Origin of the sequence: Streptomyces sp. NPDC007929 (genome assembly GCF_042959065.1) — a bacterium.
GTDB lineage: Bacteria > Actinomycetota > Actinomycetes > Streptomycetales > Streptomycetaceae > Streptomyces.
The window spans coordinates 18,887-40,982 of record NZ_JBIBKD010000017.1 but is presented as its reverse complement, the minus strand read 5'-3'; the positions used below and the strand labels follow the sequence as shown (position 1 = coordinate 40,982).

Sequence of the window (22,096 nt, the reverse complement as noted above, 5' to 3'; positions counted from 1 at the left end):
GCCGGGCCGGGCGTGCGCCCGCCGGCGGCCTTGCCGTAAGCCTGCGTGGTGCCCGCCGACTGCCATGTCGTGCGTGCCTGCGTGGTGCCCGCCGGAGGCCTTGTCGTGCGTGCCTGCGTGGTGCCCGCCGGAGGCCTTGTCGTGCGTGCCTGCGTGGTGCCCGCCGGAGGCCTCGACGCGCGTGGCTACGTCTCCTTGGTCAGCACCGGGACCGGGTCCGGGTCCGGCGCGGGCTCCTTGGCCAGGTCGGGAGTCGCCACCGGCCGCGCTTCCGACGCCTCCGGTTCCCCGTCCGCCGCCACCGGCTCCGGCTCGCTCTCCGGCTGGTCCTGCTCCGGGATCGTCTCCCCGTCCGCGGGGGTCGTACGCGGCGGGAGAAGGTCCAGGACCGCCTCGCACAGGGCGTCGGGTGTGGCGTCGTCATAGGGGTTCGGGGTGGCGGGGACCTGGAGGCGGTGCACCGGGCCGTTGCCCAGCCGGGCGTACCCGCGGCCGGGCGGGAGTTCGTCGATCGGCGTGGTGTGCGGTGGCGCGCCCAGGACCGACTCGAGCTGCTCCGCCGTCGCGGGGCCCAGGACCACGCGGGCGCGGGTGTGCTGGCGCACCGGCTCGCCGAGGGCGTCGAAACCGTCCAGCTGGTCGGCCACGACCACCGTCACGTTCGCCGGGCGGCCGTGCCGCAGGGGGACCTGGAGGAGGGACTGCGGGTCCTTGCGGCCCTCCGCCGTGGCCAGGTGAGTGAACGCCGTCGGGCGGTCGAGGAGCACCCACAGCGGGCGCTTGGTGTCGTCGGGCGGCGGGTCGCCCGCCTGGTGGGCCCGGTTGGCGGCGATCAAGCGGCGCTCCGTCTCCGTCGCCACCCACTCCAGACTGGCCGTGACCCCGGCCAGCCCCGCCTCCACGGCCAGGACGCCGTCCCGGCCGGTCAGGCAGGCGTACTCGCCGGTGCCCCCGCCGTCGACGATCACCACGTCGCCGTGGGGCAGGGCCTGCAGGGCGATGGACCGCAGCAGGGTGGAGGTGCCGCTGCCCGGCTGGCCGAGCGCGAGCAGATGCGGCTCGGTGGAGCGCAGGCCCGTGCGCCAGACGACCGGCGGCACGTCCCGCTGCTTCTCCCCGAGGGTGACGGGGAGGGTGCGCTGGACCCGGGTGGGGTCGGTGAAACCGAGGACCGTCTCGCCGGGGGTGGTGACGAAACGCTGGGCGGCGATGTCGACGGGCAGCGGCAGGAGCACGCCGACCGTCAACTGGTTGCCCTCCTCGTCCCACGTGAAGTGGTATTCGCGGCCCCGGCCCGACTTGGCCGCGAGGAGGTGCTCGATCCGGTTGCGGGCCTCGGGCTCGCCGTCGGTGAAATACGCCGGGTAGCGGACCACCAGCTGCGAGATCCGGCCCCCGCCGTCGAAGGCGTAGGTGGGGAAGGCCTTGTCCCACGCGCCGCCGTGGGAGTACAGCGGCTCGGGGTCGTCGGCGGCGGAGAAGTACGGCACGAGCGCCTCGTACAGCGACTTCAGCCGCTGGGTCTGCGACTCGTCGGGCCCGTCGGGCGCCGCCGGAGAGCGGTCCCGGCCCTGCCAGGCCGCCGCCGCCATCAGGGTGATGGCGGCGAGCAGCGGTCCGTACGGCACCAGTGCCACGACCAGGATCACGGAGGCCACCAGGAACAGCAGCGCCCCCCGTCTCTCCTTGGGGGTCTCGGCCCATCTGCGCCGCCCGGCCGCTGCCAGCCGGCGCAGACCCCGCGTGATCGTGATCAGCGGGTGGAGGACGTCCGTGGCGCTGTCGGCGGCCGTCCGGGCCAGCTCCCGGCTCCGGGCGAGCTGCGCGCTGCCGTTGCTCAGAATGCGGGGGAGGGGGCGCCGGGCCACTACTGCCTCCAGTGAGTGCGTACGGGCGGGATGCGTACGGGGGACGGGGTCGTCAGAACTTGATTCCGCCGAGGAGGCTCGCCAGGCTCTCGCCGCCCGCCTTGATGCTCGGAGCGATGGCCGTACTCGCCAGATAGAAGCCGAACAGCATGGCGACCACGGCATGCGACGCCTTCAGTCCGTCCTTGCGGAAGAAGATGAAGACGACGATGCCGAGCAGGACCACGCCTGAGATGGAGAGGATCATTTGAGTTCTCCTGGTTCGCGGGGACAGTCACCATGAGTACTTCCAGGCTCACAGGATGTATCCATACGATAAAAGGTGCAACTGGGTGAAATTCGGACGATTTCCCCCGTGTGGCGGAGTGGTCCCGGGCCCGGTGGAGCCGGGCTGTTGCGCTTGTCCGGGTCTGTGCTGATCTTTACCTCGGGCACATCGGGTCATGTGCCGCGCGAGCCAGTACCCTGGCGATTCACTCGTACGGCTGCGCCCTCGCAGGCGTACACCGGAGGCGATGCGTAGTGGAGAGGCGGTCCGTCCGATGACCGAAGTCCCCGACCCCGAGGTCGTGGAGCTGGCGACCAAGATCTTCGATCTGGCCCGGCGGGGACAGACCGAGGCGCTCGTGGCGTACGTCGACGCGGGCGTTCCGGCCAACCTCACCAACGACCGGGGCGACTCGCTCGTGATGCTCGCCGCCTACCACGGCCACTCCGACGCGGTGCGCGCACTGCTGGAGCGGGGTGCCGAGGCCGACCGGATCAACGACCGGGGTCAGACCCCGCTCGCCGGGGCGGTCTTCAAGGGCGAATCGGATGTCATCAAGGCCCTTCTGGAGGGCGGCGCCGACCCGTCCGCCGGCACGCCCTCGGCGGTCGACACCGCCCGGATGTTCGGTCGGACGGAGTTGCTCGAACTGTTCGGCGAGCACTGAACCGGCAGATCTGACCAGCAAAGACACGGAAAACGGGGGAGGCGGTACAGGGCCGCCGAAATTTCGGTCGCGGCAGACGAGAGTGCCGAGTCATCATGACGACGTGGTTCACGGACGTGATGGTTGGGCAGGTGTTGCCGCACCGCGCGGGCCGTGACGCGGTCCGCAAGGGCCACCGACGAGAGGCAGAGGAAGATGGTCTACAGCAAGCAGGAAACGGCGGGCACTCCGACGTGTTGTCGCGCGGCCAGGTAGTACACGTCCCCGGTTGCGTCGACGCTTGATGTGAGGCTGTTTCCCATGTTCGATCCGGTCATAGCGCCCAGCGGTACGCTGCTCGGCCTGCTTCAGCGGGGCCGCGGCGACGGCACGCTGCACGCGCTCACCGCCCCGCGCCCCGAGGCGCTGGCGGCGCTGAACCACTGTGTGCTGCGCGATCCCCGCCACGACTGGCAGGTGGAGAACCGCTCCCTCTACTACGCCCGCCTCTTCCTCGACCTGGGCGGCGAACTGGACGAGGTCGAGGCCCATCTCTTCAGCGCCGAGGACGTCCTCGACGGCGACGAGTCACGCACCGGGCTCGCCCTGGCCGTCCTCGGGCACCTCGCCTCCTACGGCAGGCGGGACGCGCTGGAACTGCTGCGCAGGTACGCCGCGCACGGCTCCAACTGGGCCTGGGCCCTCGATGAACTGGCCCTCAGGGACGACGACGCGGGACTGCGCGCCCTGGCCGCACCCGTCCTCGCCCGGTTCCCCGCCGACCCGGAGGGCGATGCCGAACTGGCCGCCACCGTCCGGGACGCCTTCGAGCCCCGGCCCTGGCGGCTGTGGGCCGAGGATCCGCGCGAATCCGTCGCCGCACGCGTGCGTGCCGCCCACGAGACGGGCTGTTTCGACCGCTGGCAGCGGCAGATGCGGCCGTCCGGCCCCCGCCCGGGGTGGAGCGTCCAAGCCGTCTTCGAATGGGCCCAGCAGGGCATCGAGCGCGGCGCCGCCCTCCATGTGCCGGCCGCCCGCTGTCTCTCCGCCGTGGCAGGCCCCGAGGACCGGGCCGAGATCGTCCGGGCGGCGCGGGACGGCACCGACGGAGCCCGGTGCACGGCCCTCAGATACCTCGCCGACAGGAACGACCCCCAGGCCCTGGATCTGGTCGAGGGCGCCGTGGCCGACGGCTCGGCACTCGTCGTCGACGCCGCCGTCGACGCCTTCGAACGAATGCGCTCGCTGGCCGCCGTGGACCGGGCCCGCGGCTGGGCCCGGCGGCCCGACGCGCTGGGCGCCGCCGCCGGACGCGTTCTCGCCTGCCGGGGCGGGGTGCGGGACCGCGACCTCGTCCTCGCCGCGCTGCGCGAGGCCGTGCGGGGTGAGGGCCCCGACGCGCCGACCCTGTGGACCCTCGTGGACGGCACCGGACGGCTCGGCATCGCCTGCGCCGCACCCGTGCTGCGCCACGTCTACCGCGAGACCGCCTCCTCCCATCTGCGCGGCCGGGCCGCACGCGCCCTCGCCGCCACCGACCCCTCCTTCGCCACCGGGTTCGCCGTCGAGTGCCTGTGGGACTGCGAGGAGACCACCCGGGAGATCGCCGCCCGGCACGCCGAGACGGGCGACGCCCGCGTCGTCGAGCGCCTGCGCCGGCTCGCAGCCGACCCGGCCGAGGAGGACGAGGTACAGACGGCCGTACGCAGCCGGATCGGTCCCGGGGAGACGGCTGTGTGATCCGGGGCGGTCGCCGTCCGGCCCCGGGGAGACGGCTGTGTGGCCCGGGCGGACCTCCTTGTCAGCTGCTGACCGCGGCCGCCGGTGAACTCCGGCACAGCGCGCCCGCCTGACGGGCCGCCCCGTGCGCGCCTAGCGGCGGCGCACGGCCACGAAGCGGACCGGGGTGCCGGGGACCGCCTGGGCGGCGGCCGGGAGGTCGGCGGTGCGGACCACGGCGATCACCGGGTAGCCCCCGGTGGTCGGATGGTCGGCCAGGAAGATCACCGGCCTGCCGTCCGGCGGCACCTGCACGGCGCCCAGCACCATGCCCTCGCTGGCGAGTTCGCCCGGCCGGGCCCGCTCCAGTGCGGGTCCCTCCGTGCGCAGTCCGATGCGGTTGCTCGCGGAGGACACCCGGTAGGCGCGGGAGAGGAAGGTGTGCAGGGCCCGCGGTGTGAACCAGCCGTCGCGCGGGCCGAGCGTCACCCGCAGCACCAACTCCGCCGGTGGCGCCGGCTGCGGGGCGACGTCCACGCGCGCGTGTCCGCCGAAGGGCCGTCCCAGGGGCAGCACCGTGCCGACCGCGAGAGGAGCCGGGCCGAGCCCCGACAACAGGTCCGTCGACCGGCTGCCGAGCACCGCCTCGACGGCGATGCCGCCACAGACCCCCAGATAGGCCCGTACGCCCGACACGGCCGGTCCGATCTCCAGCAGCGCCCCCGCGGGCACCCGCACCGGTGCTCCCCAGGCGGCGGGACGTCCGTCCACCGTGACCCGGCAGGGCGCGCCCGCCACCGCCACCGTGACCGTCGAACGGGGGCGTACGGCACAGCCGTCGAGGGTCGTCTCCAGCACGGCCGCCCCGGGCGGATTGCCGACCAGCCGGTTGACGAGGTCCGCGGCGGGCCGGTCCAGCGCGCCGGAGCGGGGCACACCGAGATGGGCGTGCCCGGGGCGGCCCGCGTCCTGCACGGTGGTGAGGGCCCCGGCCCGTACGACGGCGAGGGCGCGGTCCGTCATGACCCCGCCTCGGGGACGAACCGCACGCGCGTGCCCGGTGACAGCAGCGCCGCCGGCACGCGCGCGTGGTCCCACAGCACGGCGTCCGTCGTGCCGATCAGTTGCCAGCCGCCCGGCGACGAGCGCGGGTACACGCCCGTGTACGGGCCCGCCAGCGCGACCGACCCCGCCGGGACGGCCGTGCGCGGAGTGGCCCGGCGGGGCACGTCGTAGCGCGGTGGCAGACCGGTGAGGTAGCCGAAGCCGGGAGCGAAACCGCAGAAGGCGACCCGGAACTCGGTGTCAGCGTGGATGCGGGCGACCTCCCGCTCCGGAACGCCCCAGTGGGCGGCGACGTCGGCCAGGTCCGGACCGTCGTACCGCAGGGGGAGTTCCACGACGTCACGCGCGCGTGAGGGAGCGGGCGGCAGGTCGGCGGCGGTCAGTTCGGCGGCCAGCCGAGCCGGGGCGTCGAGGCCGTCGATGAGGACCGTGCGGGCCGCCGGCACGATCTCGCGGGCCGCGAGGGAGCCCTCCGCGCGGCGCCGCAGCAACTCCGCGTGCAGGGCCTGGGCCTCGTCGCCCGAGGAGACCTCGACGAGCAGGGCGTCCTCGCCGACGGGCAGCACCTTCATGCGAAGGCCTCCACCCGGACCCCGCAGGCCGTCAGGCGCTCGCGCACCCGGCGCGCCAGGTCCACCGCGCCCGGGGTGTCGCCGTGCAGGCACAGCGACCGCGCGCGTACCTCGATGCGCGTCCCCGAGCGGGCGACGACCTCGCCGGAGCGGGCCATGCTCACGGAGCGCTCCACCACGGCCTCCGGGTCGGCGACCACGGCGCCCTCCACACCGCGCGGCACCAGGGTGCCCGTGTCGGTGTACGCCCGGTCCGCGAACGCCTCGCCGACGACCGGCAGTCCGGCCTTCCCGGCCAGCTCCAGCAGGCGTGAGCCGGGCAGTCCGAGGACGGGCAGCGCGGCGTCCGCGAGGAGCACGCCGTCGACGACCGCGGCGGCCTGCGCCTCGTCGTGCACGACCCGGTTGTAGAGCGCGCCGTGCGGTTTGACATAGGCGACCCGGGCACCGGCCGCCCGGGCGAAGACCTCCAGCGCGCCGATCTGGTAGGCCACTTCGGCCGCCAGCTCGGCGGGCGGCACGTCCATCGCGCGCCGCCCGAACCCGGCCAGGTCCCGGTAGGACACCTGGGCGCCGATCCGGACGCCGCGCTCGGCCGCCAGCTCGCACACTCGGCGCATCGTGACCGCGTCCCCGGCGTGGAAACCGCAGGCCACGTTGGCGCTGGTGACGACGGACAGCAGCTGTTCGTCGTCGGTGAGCCGCCAGCGGCCGAAGCCCTCGCCGAGGTCGGCGTTCAGGTCGATCGAGGTCATGAGCCGTGTCTCCTGTCAGGCCACGCGGTACTGCTCGTCACGGGCGTCGGTGAGGAACATCTGCCCCGGGGCGTGGGTGAGGGCGAACGGCGGACGCGAGGCCATCACGGCCGCCTGCGGGGTCACCCCGCAGGCCCAGAACACCGGGATGTCGTCCGGCTCGGCGTCCACCGGGTCCCCGAAGTCGGGGCGGCCGAGGTCGTCGATGCCGAGACCCGCGGGATGGCCGCAGTGCACGGGACTGCCGTGCACCGACGGCATCAGGCTGCTCTCCCGGATCGCCGCCGCCAGCTGCCGGGGCGGCACCGGCCGCATGGACACCACCATGGGGCCGTGCAGCCGCCCCGCCGGACGGCACTGACGGCTCGTCACGTACATCGGCACGTTGCGCCCCTGCTCGACATGGCGCATCGGCACACCCGCCTCGCCCAGCGCCCACTCGAAGGTGAAGCTGCATCCGATGAGGAACGACACCAGGTCGTCCCGCCAGTACGCGCGCGCGTCGGCCGGCTCGTCCACCAGCTCGCCGTCCCGCCAGACCCGGTAGCGGGGCAGGTCGGTGCGCAGGTCCGCGCCCTCGGCCAGCACCGTCGTCCAGGAACCGGCGTCCGTGACGTCGAGGACCGGACAGGGCTTGGGATTGCGCTGGCAGAACAGCAGCATGTCGTAGGCCCAGTCGGCGGGCACCGAGATCAGGTTGACCTGGGTGTGCCCCGCCGCGACCCCGGCCGTGGGGCCCGTCAGGCCCTCCCGGAAGCGGGAGCGGGCCTGGGCGGGGCTCCACGCGCGCGCGTGCTCGTCCACCAGGAGCAGGGGGCGGTCCTCGGTGCTCATGCGGTTCACGCCAGCTCCTTCCCACGCGTCTCCGGCAGCCCGAGCAGGGCCAGGGCCGCGATGCCGTAGCCGATCGCGCCGAACACCAGCGCGCCGCCGACGCCCCAGCTGTCGGCCAGGAACCCGACCGTCGTCGGGAACACGGCACCCACCGCGCGCCCGGTGTTGTACGTGAAGCCCTGCCCCGTCCCGCGCACCGCCGTCGGGTACAGCTCGCTCAGGTAGGAGCCGAAGCCGCTGAAGATCGCCGACATGCAGAACCCGAGCGGGAAACCGAGCACCAGGAGCAGGGTGTTGGCGCCGCTCGGGATGTTCGCGTACGCCAGGATGCAGAGCGCGGAGAGCAGGGCGAAGAGCCAGATGTTGCGCCGCCGGCCCAGCTTGTCGGTGAGGTAGCCGCCGGTCAGGTAGCCGATGAAGGCGCCCGATATCAGGAACGTCAGGTATCCGCCGGTGCCGACGACCGACAGGTCCCGCTCGGACTTCAGATACGTCGGCACCCAGGTGGCCAGCGTGTAGTAGCCGCCCTGGACGCCCGTGGAGAGCAGTCCGGCGAAGACGGTGATCCGCAGCAGGCCCGGCTTGAAGATCGCCTTGAACGAGCCCTTCTCGGCGCTCCGTTCACGCGCCGCGGCCGCCTCGGGGGCGTCGTGCACACTGCGCCGCAGCCAGATGACGAGCAGCGCGGGCAGCGCCCCGGTCCAGAACATGATGCGCCAGGCCAGGTCGTCACCGGCGACCGAGAAGACCAGGGTGTAGACGATCACGGCCAGGCCCCAGCCCACGGCCCAGGAGCTCTGGATCGCGCCGAGCGTGCGCCCCCGGTGCTTGGCGCTCGCGTACTCGGCGACCAGGATCGCGCCGACGGCCCACTCGCCGCCGAAGCCGAGGCCCTGGAGCGCGCGGAAGACCAGCAGCGTCTCGTAGTTGGGCGCGAAACCGCAGGCGACGGTGAACACCGCGTACGTGATCACCGTGACCATCAGTGCCTTCACCCGGCCGACGCGGTCCGCGAGCACGCCGGCCAGGGCGCCGCCGACCGCGGAGACCACCAGCGTGACCGTGGTGAAGAGGCCCGTCTGGCCGCTGTTCAGGCCGAAGTAGGCGGACAGCGCGACCATGCTCAGCGGCAGCGTGAAGTAGTCGTACGAATCCAGGGCATAGCCGCCGAAAGCACCCGTGAAGGCGCGGCGGCCACGCGGGCCCAGGGCGCGCAGCCAGCCGAACGCCCCGTCGTCCGAGGTGCGTTCGGTGGTGGCGGGGCGTGGGTCGTCGAGCTGGGCCTGCGGTGGAGGGGTCGTGCTCATGGGCACCTCGCAGAGGGAGGACGGAGGGTGCTTCGGAGTGAGCCGTGCCGTACGGAGGCGGTCGGCGCCGTGGTGGGGAAAGCGGCGGGAAAGCGGCCCGCCGTCATGACGCCGTGCGTAGCACCGTAGAGGATTGTTCAACGATCCCTCAATACCCATGTTGGTTCGTTCTTGTGATCTGCGATTGAATTCCGGCATGGCAGAGCAGCTGAAGGACCTCGCCGACGACCGGGCCCTCCTCGGGCGCACCAGCACCGCGGAGCGGGTCTCGGACATCCTCAGGAGCCGGATCGCCGAGGGCTACTTCCCGCCCGGCACCCGCCTGTCGGAGGACAGCATCGGAGGCGCGCTCGGCGTCTCCCGCAACACGCTGCGCGAGGCGTTCCGGCTGCTCACGCATGAGCGGCTGCTCGTCCACGAGCTGAACCGGGGCGTGTTCGTCCGGGTCCTGACGGTCGAGGACGTCGAGGACATCTACCGCACCCGGCGGCTTGTCGAGTGCGCCGTCGTGCGCGGTCTCGGTGAGCCGCCGTACGGCCTGGACGGGCTCGCCGGGGCGGTCGAGGAGGGGCGGCGGGCGGCTCACGAAGGTGACTGGAAGGGTGTGGGTACGGCCAACATCCACTTCCACCGGGAGCTGGTCGCGCTCGCCGCGAGCGAGCGCACCGCCGAGCTGATGCGCAGCGTCTTCGCCGAACTGCGGCTGGCGTTCCATGTGGTGGACGAGCCGCAACGGCTGCATGAGCCGTACATTGCGCGAAATGTCGCGATTTTGCAGGCTCTTCAGGACGGGGACCGGGAGAAGGCCGAGGGGCTGCTCGCGGGGTACCTCGACGACTCGCTGGAGCGGGTGGTGGAGGTGTACCGGCGCAGGGTGGGGGAGGAGGGCTGAGGGTGGCTGTTCCGGGGGTCGGCGTGGTCGGCGAGGGTGGCTGTTCCGGAGGCCGGCTGGGGTGGCTGAGGCCCGTGACCGAGGGGGCGTACCGCGTCGTTTGGGTGGTTGTCAGACCCAGGACCTAGTCTGTGCACCGTGACTTCGCCTGCATCGACGGACAGCGTTCCGCCCCAGCTCAGCGCGGGGCCGCGCCCCGCCCCGGGGCCGGCCGCCGACGAGGGCCTGGCGCGGCGCCTGCGCGCGCTCGCCTGCACCGCGCCGTTGCACGATCTGGACGCGCGCAAGGCCAACCTCGCCGGCGCGTACTCGGTGTACGGCATGGCGGAGGTCGCCCTCGCGGCGATCGACCTGGTCACCCTCAACATGGACTTCGACACCGGCGCGGACCACGACCAGATCGTCGCCCGGCTCATTCCGCGCATCGCCGCCCAGGCCCCGCAGCGCCCCACCGCCGAGCACGAGCGGGTGGCCCGCTGGGTGCTGGAGAACCTGATCAACGTCGGCAGCGTCGACCGCGGCTTCCGCGCCGTGTACGGCACGTTCGGGGCGGACGGCACCTATGTGCGCCGTGACTACGACTTCAAGCTGATCGAAGAGGTCCCCGGCCCCGGCGGCACGGTCTACCTCCGTACGACGGACGAGGCGGTCAACGTCCTCGTCGGCGCCCTCGACACGGACGTCACCAGCGCGCAGATCGCCGCCGAGGTCAAGCTGGAGGTGCTGATCAGCCGCGGCCGGCTCGCCGACGCCCAGCTCGCGGCCGAACAGGCCCGCTACCGCACCGTGCAGTACTCGGAGACCCTGCGCCGAGCCCTCGACGCCACCCGGCGCAACGTCCGCGCGGTGGACTGGCTCTCCACCGTGCCCGACATGATCGCCGAGGCGCTGGACCACGTCGCCGACCGCTACCGCCACGAGAACGCGATCCTCACCAACATCCGCAAGGCACGGGACGAGTCCGAGGACCCTGAGCACAAGCGCCGCGCCGCCGAGCTCGTCGACATCGTCAAGGACTGCATCCGCCGGCACACCCAGTTGCAGTCCCGCCTGCTGGAGGCCGGACCGCTGTTCCGCGCCGAGCAGGACCGGCAGGCCTTCGCCACACCCATGACGACATCGGGCATCGACCTCTACGGCCATCTCGTCTCGCCCGTCCTGCCGCTGCCGGTGGAGCAGGCCGTCCGCGTCACCGACGCCTTCTTCGGCCGCGGCACCGGGCTGCGCACCCCGGTGTCCGTCCGGGTCGCCGACCTGGTCGACATACTGCTGACGCCGCCGGTGGAGCGGGAGCACCTGGGCGCGGAGATGCCCGAGCCGGACCTGATCGCCACGCCGGACGACAGCCGCTTCAGCGAAGAGCAGATGGCGGCTGCGCAGGAGCTGCTCGACCTGCCGGCCGACGCGCCGCGCCGGCTGTCCGGGCTGCTCGCGCAGGCCCGGCGGCAGGACCCGGAGCTGCCGTACCTCGTCGCCCTGCTGGCGGTGCACGCCGCCAGTCCGCCGGTCGGCACGGCCTATCGACAGGGCGAGCAGAAGCTGCTGTTCGCCGTGGACGACGGGACCGAACTCGACGACCCGGAGTTCGGCGGCGCCGACCTCATCGTCGGCACGGCCCTGCTGGACGCGGCCGGGATGGCGGCGGACCGGACGGAAGCAGCATGAGTCAGTACGAATGGCACAAGGAGTCCCGACCGTGAGCGAGCACGCCGAGTGGAGCGAGCCGGACGCAGCGGCCCCGACGGTCACCGCCGCCGTCACGCCCGCCGACGCCGCCGACGCGGCCCGGCTCGTGTCGTTCGGTCTCCAGCCCAAGCTGCAGCCCGCCCGCGACCAGGAGTACGCGGACCTGCTGCGGCGCTACCGCGAGGACCCGCCCTTCGCCCGGCTCGCCGACGCCGTGGCGACCGGGCTCGGCCTGATCGTGCTGGAGGTGTCCCCGCGCGCGGGCATGGCCGTGACCGCCGCCGAGGACTCGGTGTTCGCCGTCCGCATGGGCGACTACGCGCGTCGTACGTCCGCCGACGGAGGCGACCGGTTCCTGCACGGACTCGCCCATCTCGCCGTCGCGGCCATGGCGTTCCCGCGCCCCGAGGACCTCGCCGACGACGGCTACATCGGCCGCGTCTCCGTCAACGGTGTCGACGCCTTCGTGCGCCAGGCCTGCCGCCGCCTGGAGGAACGCGCCGACGAGCGGGGCGAGAACACCGACCCGGCGACCGACGCGCCCGGCCTGGAGGCCGCCTGGCGGATCTGGGTGCGGCGCAGCGCGACCGGCGCCACCAAGGACGCCCGCCGCCTGGCCGGTTCGACCACCGGCATCGTCGCCAAGGCCGTCGCCTTCCTCACCGACTCCGGATTCCTCCAGCGCACCGGCGACGACCACGGCGGCACCTACCGCACGACCGCCCGCTACCAGCTCCAGGTCCGCGACATGGCCGGCAGCGCCGCCCTGGCAGAGCTGCTGGACCTGGGCGTCGTCCCGGTCACCGACGGCACCCCGACACTGCTGCCCGCCGAGGAGAGCGACGACCTGGAGCTGGTCGCCGACGCCGGGCTGCCGTTCCACTCCTCCTGAACTCCCCATCTCACGAAGACTTACGAGAGTCCGCCATGTACGAGCTGTCCCGGGTCCGCCTCTACTCGATCGGGCCCGCCGGTGCGCGCTACGCCGACACCGTGCTTGACCTGCGGGGTGTCGGCGAGATCGTGCCCGACCCCGCGCCCACGCAGGCGGAGTTCTTCGAGGAGGAGCCGGTAGGTCCGCCGCGCCGGCCCGCGCCCGCCGGTGTGCTCTTCCTGGAGAACGGCGGCGGCAAGTCGGTGCTGCTCAAGCTGATCTTCTCCGTGATGCTGCCGGGCCACCGCAACACCCTCGGCGGCGCCAGCTCCGGCGTACTGCGCAAGTTCCTCCTCGCCGACGACTGCGGGCACGTGGCGCTGGAGTGGCAGCACGTGCTGACCGGTGAATGCGTCGTCGTCGGCAAGGTCAGCGAGTGGCGCGGGCGGCAGGTCTCCAACGACCCGCGGAAGTTCGCCGAGGCCTGGTACTCCTTCCGGCCCGGGCCCGGACTGAACCTGGACGCTCTCCCCGTGGCCGAGGCCACCGCCGTACGGGCCCCGGCCGAGGGCCAGTCCGGTGCGCGCGGGCGGCGCCGCACCATGAAGGGCTTCCGCGACGCCCTCACCGACGCGGGCAAGAACTACCCGCACCTGGAGGTGCACTGGGAGGAGACCCACGACCGCTGGATCGAGCACCTCGGCGACCTCGGCCTCGACCCCGAGCTCTTCCGCTACCAGCGAGAGATGAACGCCGACGAAGGCGAGGCCGCCGGTCTCTTCGCGGTCAAGAAGGACGCCGACTTCACCGATCTGCTGCTGCGCGCCGTCACCGACACCCGCGACACCGACGGGCTCGCCGACCTGGTCAGCGGCTTCGGTAACAAGCTGGGCCGGCGCGCCGAGCTGATGGCCGAACGGGACTTCACCGCCGGATCCGTCGACCTCCTCGGCCGGATCGTCGAGGCCGCCGAGGCCCGCTCCCGCGCGCGTGACATCCACGCCGGAGCCGAACGCCGCACCCGGACCCTGGCCCGCAGACTGTCCGCACGCGGGGTGCGGGAGCGGGTCCGGGCCGCCGACCTGGCCCAGCGGGTCACCGCCGCCGCCTACGCCGTCACGCACGCCGAGGCAGCCCGCGAGCGCAGCGCGCTGATCTCCGCCGAACTCGCCTACCGGCACGCCTCCCTCGCGCTCGCCGGGGCCGAGAAGTCCGCCGCCGCGCAGAAGCGCGAGCTCGCCGACGCCCGCACCCTGTACTCGGCCTGGCAGGCCGCCGAGGCCGTGCTGCGCCACCGCGCCGCTTCCGACCGCGTCACCCGCGTGTCCGCCGCCATCCGAGAGGCCGAGCGGGACGCCGCCCCCGCCCTGGCCGCCCGCTCCAAGGCCGCCGTCGACCTGGTACGGGCCCTGCACGCCGCCGCGGAGAGGGCCGAGAGCCACGCCAACGAGGAGGAGGAGCGCTCCGCCGCCCTCCAGGAGGTCAGCGACGCGGCCTACCGGGACTCCACCGCGGCCGCCACCCAGGCCCAGCGCGCCCGCAGCGAGATCGGTCACCTCAAGCAGCGACTCGCCGAGGTCGAGCAGGAGACCGCGGAGGCGGTCCGGGCCGGCTGGCTCGACGACTCAGCGCCCGACGCCGACCCCGCCCGCGCGGCGCTGGCCGCCAGCGACGCCGAGAAGAGCGCCGTCGCCGCCTGGGACACCGCCCGCGAGGCCTCCCGCCGGGCCTCGGAGCACGCACGCGAGGCCGCCGCCACCGAGTCCCGCGCCGAACTGACCGCGGCCCGCGCCGCCGACGCCGCCACCGCGGCCGAGCGCTCGTACGAGGCCGAGCGCCGCACCGCCGAGGCACTCGCGGGCGAGGAGCGGCTGGCGGAACTGCTCAGCCTGACCCCGGAGACCCGCCCGGGCATCCCGCAACCCCGCCACGGCACGGACGGCGAGCCCGCCGCACAGCAGGCCGCCGGCGAGCAGGGCCTCACCCCGGAGGAACTCGACCGCTCCGCCGACGACCTGCGCGACCTGCTCGACGACGCCGTCTCCTCCGCCGAGCGGCAGCTGTTCGACCTGCGCACGGCCGCCGCCGACGACTCCCGCATCCTGGGCGCGCTCGGCGACGGCGGGCTGCTGCCGCCCGGCCCGGACGTACTGGCCACCGTCGAGTTCCTCGGCGAGCACGGCATCCCCGCACTGCCCGGCTGGCGCTATCTGGCCCAGGCCGTCGACCCGGCGGACCACGCGCGCGTGCTGGCCGCCCGGCCCGAACTCGTCGACGGCGTGATCATCACCGACCCCGACTCCCACGCCCGCGCCCGGGAGGCGCTGGGCGACGCGGCGCTGCTGCCCCGTTCGGCCGTGGCGGTCGGCACCGCCGCCGCCCTGCTCGCCCCGACGCCCGCCCCCGACTCCGGCGACGGAGACGTGTTCCTCGTGCCGCCGAACCCGGCCATGCACGACGAGCACGCCGCCGACGAGGAGCGGCAGGCCCTGCGCGCACGCGCCACCGAACGGGACGAGGAGATCCGCACCCTCGCCGCCCGGCTCGGCAAGGACCGCGAACTGGCCGCCAGGCTCGCCTCCTGGCGCACCGGCTGCCCCGCCGGCCGGCTGACCGAACTGGCCCGGGCGGCCCACGACAGCCGCGCGTTCGCCGAGGAGGCCGAGGCCGAACTGACCGAGGCCCGGACCGTACGGGCCGAGGCCGACGAGGTCGCCGCCGAGGCCGCGCGCGTCCGGGACGAGCGGCAGGAGGCCGCCCAGAAGGCCCGCCGCTCCGCCGACGCCCTCGCCGGGCTCGCCTTCCGGCTGCGCGAGCGGGCCGGCTGGCAGGTCAAACTGCGCGAACTGGCCGACGAGGCGGCCGAGTCCGAGGCGAGCGCCCAGTCCTGTCTGGAGCGGGCCCGGGCCGCCGACGAGGACCGGCGTGCCGCCCAGCGCGCCGCCGACGACACCCGCCGCACCGCGCGCGCGCTGCGTGCCGAGCGCTCCGAGATCGCCGGCGCCCCCGACGACGTACCCGAGGACGAGGAGCAGACGCCCAAGGCTTCGCTGCCCGCCCTGCGCGAGGCCTACCGGGCCGCGTCCCAGGTGTACGAGAAGGTCGGCGTGGGCGCCGACCTGCGCGCCGAGCAGGCCCGCGCCGAGAGCGACGAGAGCGCGGCACGCGCGGAGCTGGACCGGCTGAGCAACAAGGTCCGCACCCGCGCCGAGCAGCTCCTCGAATCCCCCGACGGCTCCGACGGACCCAGCCGCCAGGCCGCCGCCGCCCGCGCCGAGGAGCTGGTGCAGCTCCTGGAGACCCGCATGTCGACCGCGAGCGAGCAACTGGGGCGGCTGCGCGGCGAGGCCGAGCGACTCGCCCCCGCCGACGACGGCGATACCCACACCGACCTGCCCGAGGAGCTTCAGCCGCGCGACGCCGAGCACGCGCAGACCCTGCTGCGCACCGCCACGGCCGAACTCGCCTCCCGCACCGAGGCGCTGAACCAGGCCCGCGAGGCGCACGCCGAACTCCTGGACGCCCACCGCGCCGCCGAGGACGCGGCGAGCGGCTTCGACGAGATCGCCGCCATGCTCCGGGACCTGCTGCGCGAACACACCAGCGACGAGGAGCACGAGGATCCCGAGCCCTACCCCGGCAGCCCCGAGGAGGCCCGGCAGTCGGCCGCCGAGGCCCGTCGCTCCCTGCGTGGCTGCGCCGCCGACCTGTCCGCCGCCGAGGCCGCCGTCCGCGAGGCGAGCGACATCCTCGTGCGGCACGCCAACTCCACGCGCTACGAGCAGGTCCGCACCCCGGCCCGCCAGCAGATCCGCGAACTGCCCGCCTCCGCACTGCCCGAGCACGCCCAGAAGTGGGCGGACGCCTTCGCACCCCGCCTGCGCGTCCTCACCGACGAACTGGAGCAGCTGGAGCGCAACCGCGACTCGATCGTGGACCGCCTGCGCGGCCTGGTCGAGTCGGCCCTGGCCACCCTGCGCTCCGCCCAGCGGCTCTCCCGGCTCCCGGAGGGCCTCGGGGAGTGGTCCGGGCAGGAGTTCCTCCGCATCCGCTTCGAGGAGCCCGACCAGGCCACGCTCACCGAACGGCTCGGCGAGGTCATCGACGAGGCGACCCGCGCCGCCGTCAAGAAGAACTCCGACCTGCGGCGCGACGGCATGTCCCTGCTGCTTCGGGGTGTCGCTGCGGCGCTGGAGCCCAAGGGCGTCGCCGTGGAGATCCTCAAGCCCGACGCCGTGCTGCGCGCCGAGCGTGTGCCCGTCGGGCAGATGGGCGACGTGTTCTCCGGCGGCCAGCTCCTCACCGCCGCGATCGCCCTCTACTGCACGATGGCCGCGCTGCGCTCCAACGACCGGGGCCGCGACAAGCACCGGCACGCCGGCACCCTGTTCCTCGACAACCCCATCGGCCGCGCCAACGCCACGTACCTGCTGGAACTCCAGCGGGCGGTGTCGGACGCCCTCGGTGTGCAGCTCCTGTACACCACGGGCCTGTTCGACACCACCGCCCTGGCCGAGTTCCCCCTAGTCATCCGCATGCGCAACGACGCCGACCTCAGGGCCGGCCTCAAATACATCAGCGTCGAGGAACACCTGCGCCCGGGCCTGCCGCAACAAGCCCGGGCAGGGGAGGCGGCGCACAGCGAGATCACGGCAACCAGGATGTACAAACGGCCCGCGTCACCGACACCTTAGGGACGCGCGGAACTGCGCGACCAGCGACGGCCGCTCCTCCCCAGGGCGCCTGCCCCGCGGCTGCGCGACCGCCCGGGCCGACCCCGCCGGGCCCGGGCGGGAACAGCCGCAGCGCAGCACCGCGCCCTCCGCCAAGCCCTCAGCCACCCACACCTCGACCTTGGCTCCTACGGTGAGGAGGCGTGGGGCCAGGCGGAAGGACGCGGGCCCCAACCCCAAGGGGAGGGTGCGCGGAGTTCTGCCTCAACGAGGTACGGAAGCGGGGTCCTGCCGTGGGGGCCCCGGGAGCTGCTGCCCCCATACCCCCGCTAGGGGGGCTGAGGCTGGGGTGGGCCGGCTCAACGCCTCGGCCCGGCGGCCTCGCCGCCGCTCCCCGTGGCCACCTCTCACGAGTGGGACAGCTGTCCGGCCCCGGCTCCACCCCGCCTGCGTATCCGCTCCTGCGTACGCGCGGTGGCCCGCTCCTGCCGGCGGGCCTTGCGCCGCTCGCGCCGCAACGCCCGCGCCGTGCTGCTCGGTACGGACACCACGCCGTTGCGCTGGTTCCAGACCTGGCGCGTCACCCACACGTCGAGCGCACCCCACGTGGCCGCGATCGTGCTGACCACACTGCTGATCACCATGGGGAACGCCAGCCAGGACCCGGCCAGCGTGCACAGGAAGGCCACCATCGCCTGAATCAGCGTCACGGCTATGAGGAGGACCGCCCGCACCGCCGCCGTCCGCACCGGATCCGGCAGGCGACGCCGCCGGGCGGGTTCCTCGACCCACAGGGGCCGGTAGTGCTGCGCGCGGGTGACGCGACCTGCCGCGTGCGCCGGATCCGCCGCCTCTCGGCCCGAGGGCACCGCCGCGCCCTCGGAGATATCGCGTTCGGCCGCTTCGAGGTCCTGAGGCCCCGTCAGCTGCGCCCCGCTCGCCCTGGGCGCACCGCGCCGTTCCGCCGTGCCCATCACCGTGTCACTCCCCACCGCCAGCAGACCGCCCGCTCGCATCCGAAGACCCGTGCTCCCCAGTGGCTGCCCGGCTTGCACTGTTTTACGCCGCCCAGGTGCAGGACGCGGCTCCTGTGGCCGATTCCGTCCCCGTTTCCCATAGAGAAGGACGAACAACTCCTCGCGAAGATTCCCGTGAATCGAAAAATTTCAGCCAACCGCCCTGGCGGAGTCGGGAGGTTGACCCGCGCCGCGACCACCGATTTCAGGGAGACAACTCCTGCAATGCCCGGACAACTCGCCATGCCGCGTGGCTGGCGCGGAACTTCAGGTTCCGGACCGGTCTTCGAGTTCCCTGTGGGTCGGTAGTAGGCTCGCGCCGTTTGTTGACGCACATGTGTACCCCGGGTAGCCGGGGGCCCGAGCTGGGGGAGGCCATGCGCTTTCGCGGGAAGTCCATCCGCCGGAAGATCGTGGCGCTTCTCCTCGTGCCGCTGGTGTCCCTGACCGCGATCTGGGCCTTCGCCACGGTGCTCACGGGACGTGAGGCGGGCGACCTCTTCAATGTGTCGTCCGTGGTGGAGGAGATCGGCTACCCCATCGAGGACACGGTCCGCGTCCTCCAGGAGGAACGCCGCCAGACCCTCGTCCACCTCGCCGACCCCCGCGCGTCCGACGGCCTCGCCGCGCTCCGGAGCAGCCGCAGCGCGACCGACGAGGCCGTCGCCAGCATCCGCGAGAACGCCCGGAACCCCGATGTGCGCGACGCGATGGGCGCGGACACCGACGAACGGCTGACCGCGGTCCTGGACGCCTTCGACGGCATCGATTCGCTGCGCCGCAGCGTCGAGGACGGCACCGTCAACCGCACCCAGGCCCTCGATCTCTACAACCGGCTGGTCGACCCCTGCTACGTGCTCCTCGCCAACCTGCACGTGGTCGACAACGTCGAGCTCGACAAGCAGTACCGCGCGCTGGTCAACCTCGCCCGCGCCCGCGAGCTGCTCTCCCGCGAGGACGCCCTCCTCGGCTCCGCCCTGATCGTCGGCAGGATCTCGCACTCCGAAGAGCGGGACATCTCCGACCTCGTGGCCCAGCGCACCCTGACGTACGACGTCAACCTGCCGCTGCTACCGGTGGCGGAACGCGACCGCTACCAGACCTTCTGGAAGAACGCCTCTTCGGCTCCCCTGCGCGTCGCCGAGGAAGCCGCCGTCTCCTCCGGGACCGGCAACCCACGCGGTGTCTCCGCCAAGAGCTGGGACAGCGCCGCCGGTAACGTGCTCGACGAACTCGGCACCCTCAACGACCAGGCCAACGACCGCTACCAGGACCGAGTCCACCCCGTAGCTGTCGGCGTCATCGCCAAGGCCGTCGTCGCCGGTGCCCTCGGCCTGATCGCGCTCCTGGTCTCCCTCTTCCTGTCCGTGCGCGTCGGCCGCACCCTCATCCGCGATCTGCGGCAGCTGCGCCTGGAAGCCCACGAGGCGTCCGGAGTGCGGCTGCCCAGTGTCATGCGCCGCCTCTCCGCGGGCGAGCAGGTCGACGTCGAGACCGAAGTCCCGCGCCTCGAATACGACAAGAACGAGATGGGCGAGGTCGGCCAGGCCCTCAACACGCTGCAGCGCGCCGCCGTCGAAGCGGCCGTCAAGCAGGCCGAACTGCGTGCCGGCGTCTCCGAGGTCTTCGTCAACCTCGCGCGCCGCAGCCAGGTCCTGCTGCACAAGCAGCTCACCCTCCTCGACGCCATGGAGCGCCGGACAGAGGACACCGAGGAACTCGCCGACCTCTTCCGCCTCGACCACCTGACCACCCGCATGCGCCGCCACGCCGAGGGCCTGGTGATCCTCTCCGGCGCCGCGCCCTCCCGGCAGTGGCGCAAGCCCGTCCAGCTGATGGACGTCGTGCGCGCCGCCGTCGCCGAGGTGGAGGACTACGAGCGCATCGAGGTCCGCCGACTTCCGCGGATCGCCATCAGCGGCCCAGCCGTCGCCGACCTCACGCATCTCGTGGCCGAACTGCTGGAGAACGCCACGGTCTTCTCGCCGCCGCACACCGCCGTCCAGGTCCTGGGCGAACGCGTCGCCAACGGCTTCACCCTGGAGATTCACGACCGCGGCCTCGGCATGGCGGCCGAAGCGCTCCTGGACGCCAACCTCCGGCTCGCCGAGACACCGGAGTTCGAACTCTCCGACACCGACCGGCTCGGCCTGTTCGTGGTCAGCAGGCTCGCCCAGCGCCAGAACGTCCGGGTCTCCCTGCAGCCCTCCCCGTACGGCGGCACGACCGCCGTGGTCTTCATCCCCGACGCGCTGCTGACCGACGACGTCCCGGACACCAACGGCATCGGGTTCCGGCTCGACCGCCCCCGGCTGGCCCCGGAGAGCGAACCGCAGGGCAGCCGCCGCGCCGCGCTGTCCCAGGCGTCCGCGCAGCGCCCCGGACTGCCCGCCTCCCTGCTGGACGGGCCGGTCGAGCTGGAGGCACCCGTCGACCTGGACACCATCGGAGACCTCCCCGGAGCCATCGAGGACGAGGACGGCGAACACGGCGGCCTGTTCCGCTCCCGCCACTCCCTCACCCGCGCCCCGGACGAGACCGCCGGCCGCCACACCGACCCGCGCCGGACCGCCGACCCCCGCGGCACAGGGGAGGGAACCGACGCCGACGACGAGCTGAGCGCACCGGTCCCGCTGTCCCGCCGCCACACCCCCAAGCTGGTCAGCTCCCACGGGCGCCCGGTCACCGACCAGCGCTCCCGCCGGGGCAAGACGGACGAGGAGAACTCCACGGCCCTCGGCCGCACGGAGTCGAGCCCCACCTCCGCGCTCCCGGCACGCCGCCGGGGCGAGGAGCCCACGGGCAGCCGGGCCAACGGCCGGACGGGAGCCGAACCCGGGTCCGCCCTTCCGGCCCGGCGCCGTACCGACAACTCCGTCAGTGGCGTGGGCGACGCTCTACCGGACGCACCGCCACCGCTGCCGGCCCGCCGTCGCGGCACCGACTCAACCCGCCGCGGCATCGGTGCGGCAGGCCGCACCGAGGACCACACCGCGCCCGCGGCCCCGCCAGGCAGCGCCACGGGCGACCGGCCGGAGCCACCCGTACTCCCGAGGCGGACCCGCCGCGCGGAGATCGCTTCGAGCGGCTCCGAGGCACCCGACCGCCGCTCCGGCTCCTCGGAGACCACCGCAGGGCCCTCACGCCACGAGACGGGCTCCGGCGCCACACCCGAGACAACCGGCTCCGCGACCCGGGAGACCGGCTCGGCGTCCCAGGGGATCGGCTCCGCACCACAGCCCGGCTCCGGCACGGCCCCGCTGCCCCGGCGCGTCCGGCAGGCGAACCTGGCCCCGCAGCTGAAGCGGAGCTCGCAGCCGCGCACCGACGACAGGGCCGAGCCCGTCGAACGCGACGCCGAGGAAGTACGCAGCCGCATGGCATCGCTCCAGCGGGGCTGGCAGCGCGGCCGTGAGGAGAACGCCGAGGGCGATGACGCCCACAGCGGCGCAGCACCACAAGGAACGACAGAGGGGGACGGTCGATGACCGCACCGAAGCCGACCGGCCACACCGCGACGATCAAGGGCGAGCTGAACTGGCTCCTCGATGACCTGGTGGACCGAGTCGCGAACATCCGCAAGGCCCTCGTGCTCTCCGGCGACGGGTTGCCGACGGGCGTGTCCAGGGACCTGACCAGGGAGGACAGCGAGCACCTGGCCGCCGTCGCCTCCGGGTTCCACAGCCTCGCCAAGGGCGTGGGGCGTCATTTCGAGGCCGGCAGCGTGCGCCAGACGGTCGTCGAGCTCGACGACGCCTTCCTCTTCGTGACGGCCGCCGGTGACGGCAGCTGCCTGGCCGTCCTCTCGGACGCCGACTCGGACGTCGGCCAGGTCGCCTACGAGATGACGCTCCTCGTGAAGCGCGTGGGCGCGCATCTGGCCGCCGCTCCGCGCACCGATCTGCCCGCAGGCGGGTAGTG

The 22,096-nt window shown here is 73.6% G+C and carries 16 protein-coding genes; 8 read left to right on the top strand and 8 right to left on the bottom strand.

The annotated features are described in order from the left end of the window. Window positions 1-185: 185 nt before the first annotated feature. Together ACFZDE_RS36970 and ACFZDE_RS36965 are read right to left on the bottom strand one after the other, a co-directional pair. Window positions 186-1,868: a hypothetical protein gene (locus ACFZDE_RS36970; protein WP_391211600.1), complete on the bottom strand. Its 1,683-nt coding sequence runs from the start codon at window positions 1,866-1,868 to the stop codon at window positions 186-188. A 52-nt stretch (window positions 1,869-1,920) separates the two neighbouring features. After that, entirely contained in the window at window positions 1,921-2,115 is a 195-nt protein-coding gene (locus tag ACFZDE_RS36965) for a hypothetical protein (RefSeq protein WP_030843336.1), read from the bottom strand. Window positions 2,116-2,410: 295 nt separating this feature from the next. On the opposite strand from ACFZDE_RS36965, the gene ACFZDE_RS36960 reads away from it, so the two are divergent. Together ACFZDE_RS36960 and ACFZDE_RS36955 are read left to right on the top strand one after the other, a co-directional pair. Next, entirely contained in the window at window positions 2,411-2,803 is a 393-nt protein-coding gene (locus ACFZDE_RS36960) for an ankyrin repeat domain-containing protein (protein WP_062925708.1), read from the top strand. Window positions 2,804-3,103: 300 nt separating this feature from the next. Continuing rightward, window positions 3,104-4,522, top strand: coding sequence for a HEAT repeat domain-containing protein (locus tag ACFZDE_RS36955; protein ID WP_391211592.1), 1,419 nt, complete (start codon window positions 3,104-3,106; stop codon window positions 4,520-4,522). A 132-nt stretch (window positions 4,523-4,654) separates the two neighbouring features. On the opposite strand, the gene ACFZDE_RS36950 is transcribed toward ACFZDE_RS36955, so the two are convergent. Genes ACFZDE_RS36950 through ACFZDE_RS36930 form a run of 5 tightly spaced genes read right to left on the bottom strand, consistent with a single transcriptional unit; the run spans window position 4,655 to window position 9,034 of the window. Beyond that, the gene (locus ACFZDE_RS36950) at window positions 4,655-5,524 is read right to left on the bottom strand and encodes a 5-oxoprolinase/urea amidolyase family protein (protein ID WP_391211584.1); all 870 of its coding nucleotides are present in this window, start codon (window positions 5,522-5,524) and stop codon (window positions 4,655-4,657) included. Further along, window positions 5,521-6,138, bottom strand: coding sequence for a carboxyltransferase domain-containing protein (locus tag ACFZDE_RS36945; protein ID WP_391004997.1), 618 nt, complete (start codon window positions 6,136-6,138; stop codon window positions 5,521-5,523). The genes ACFZDE_RS36950 and ACFZDE_RS36945 overlap by 4 nt, the downstream gene beginning before the upstream one ends. Further along, the gene (locus ACFZDE_RS36940; RefSeq protein WP_391211574.1) at window positions 6,135-6,893 is read right to left on the bottom strand and encodes a 5-oxoprolinase subunit PxpA; all 759 of its coding nucleotides are present in this window, start codon (window positions 6,891-6,893) and stop codon (window positions 6,135-6,137) included. Before ACFZDE_RS36940 ends, ACFZDE_RS36945 begins: the two co-directional genes overlap by 4 nt. Before the next feature lie 15 nt (window positions 6,894-6,908). After that, a complete protein-coding gene (locus tag ACFZDE_RS36935; protein WP_391005045.1) occupies window positions 6,909-7,727 on the bottom strand; it encodes a putative hydro-lyase in 819 nt (272 codons plus the stop codon). Between the two features lie 5 nt (window positions 7,728-7,732). Beyond that, window positions 7,733-9,034: an MFS transporter gene (locus tag ACFZDE_RS36930; RefSeq protein WP_391211566.1), complete on the bottom strand. Its 1,302-nt coding sequence runs from the start codon at window positions 9,032-9,034 to the stop codon at window positions 7,733-7,735. A 196-nt stretch (window positions 9,035-9,230) separates the two neighbouring features. Here ACFZDE_RS36930 and ACFZDE_RS36925 point away from each other — a divergent pair, with 196 nt between their 5' ends. The 4 genes from ACFZDE_RS36925 to ACFZDE_RS36910 all read left to right on the top strand — a co-directional run bounded on the left by ACFZDE_RS36925 (window position 9,231) and on the right by ACFZDE_RS36910 (window position 17,180). Beyond that, the gene (locus ACFZDE_RS36925) at window positions 9,231-9,926 is read left to right on the top strand and encodes an FCD domain-containing protein (protein WP_391211558.1); all 696 of its coding nucleotides are present in this window, start codon (window positions 9,231-9,233) and stop codon (window positions 9,924-9,926) included. A 138-nt stretch (window positions 9,927-10,064) separates the two neighbouring features. Then, window positions 10,065-11,591 carry a hypothetical protein gene (locus tag ACFZDE_RS36920; protein ID WP_391005005.1) on the top strand — a complete coding sequence of 509 codons (1,527 nt, stop codon included), beginning with the start codon at window positions 10,065-10,067 and terminating at the stop codon, window positions 11,589-11,591. A gap of 31 nt (window positions 11,592-11,622) precedes the next feature. Then, on the top strand, window positions 11,623-12,504 hold the full coding sequence (locus tag ACFZDE_RS36915; RefSeq protein ID WP_391211548.1) for a hypothetical protein: 882 nt from the start codon (window positions 11,623-11,625) through the stop codon (window positions 12,502-12,504). A gap of 35 nt (window positions 12,505-12,539) precedes the next feature. Further along, a complete protein-coding gene (locus tag ACFZDE_RS36910; RefSeq protein WP_391211541.1) occupies window positions 12,540-17,180 on the top strand; it encodes a hypothetical protein in 4,641 nt (1,546 codons plus the stop codon). A 386-nt stretch (window positions 17,181-17,566) separates the two neighbouring features. Here the strand turns inward: ACFZDE_RS36910 and ACFZDE_RS36905 are convergent, their stop codons facing one another. Next, on the bottom strand, window positions 17,567-18,133 hold the full coding sequence (locus tag ACFZDE_RS36905; RefSeq protein WP_391211534.1) for a hypothetical protein: 567 nt from the start codon (window positions 18,131-18,133) through the stop codon (window positions 17,567-17,569). A gap of 419 nt (window positions 18,134-18,552) precedes the next feature. Here ACFZDE_RS36905 and ACFZDE_RS36900 point away from each other — a divergent pair, with 419 nt between their 5' ends. Together ACFZDE_RS36900 and ACFZDE_RS36895 are read left to right on the top strand one after the other, a co-directional pair. Then, window positions 18,553-21,663: a nitrate- and nitrite sensing domain-containing protein gene (locus ACFZDE_RS36900; RefSeq protein WP_391211529.1), complete on the top strand. Its 3,111-nt coding sequence runs from the start codon at window positions 18,553-18,555 to the stop codon at window positions 21,661-21,663. Further along, on the top strand, window positions 21,660-22,094 hold the full coding sequence (locus ACFZDE_RS36895; protein WP_391005015.1) for a roadblock/LC7 domain-containing protein: 435 nt from the start codon (window positions 21,660-21,662) through the stop codon (window positions 22,092-22,094). The genes ACFZDE_RS36900 and ACFZDE_RS36895 overlap by 4 nt, the downstream gene beginning before the upstream one ends. Window positions 22,095-22,096: the final 2 nt, after the last annotated feature.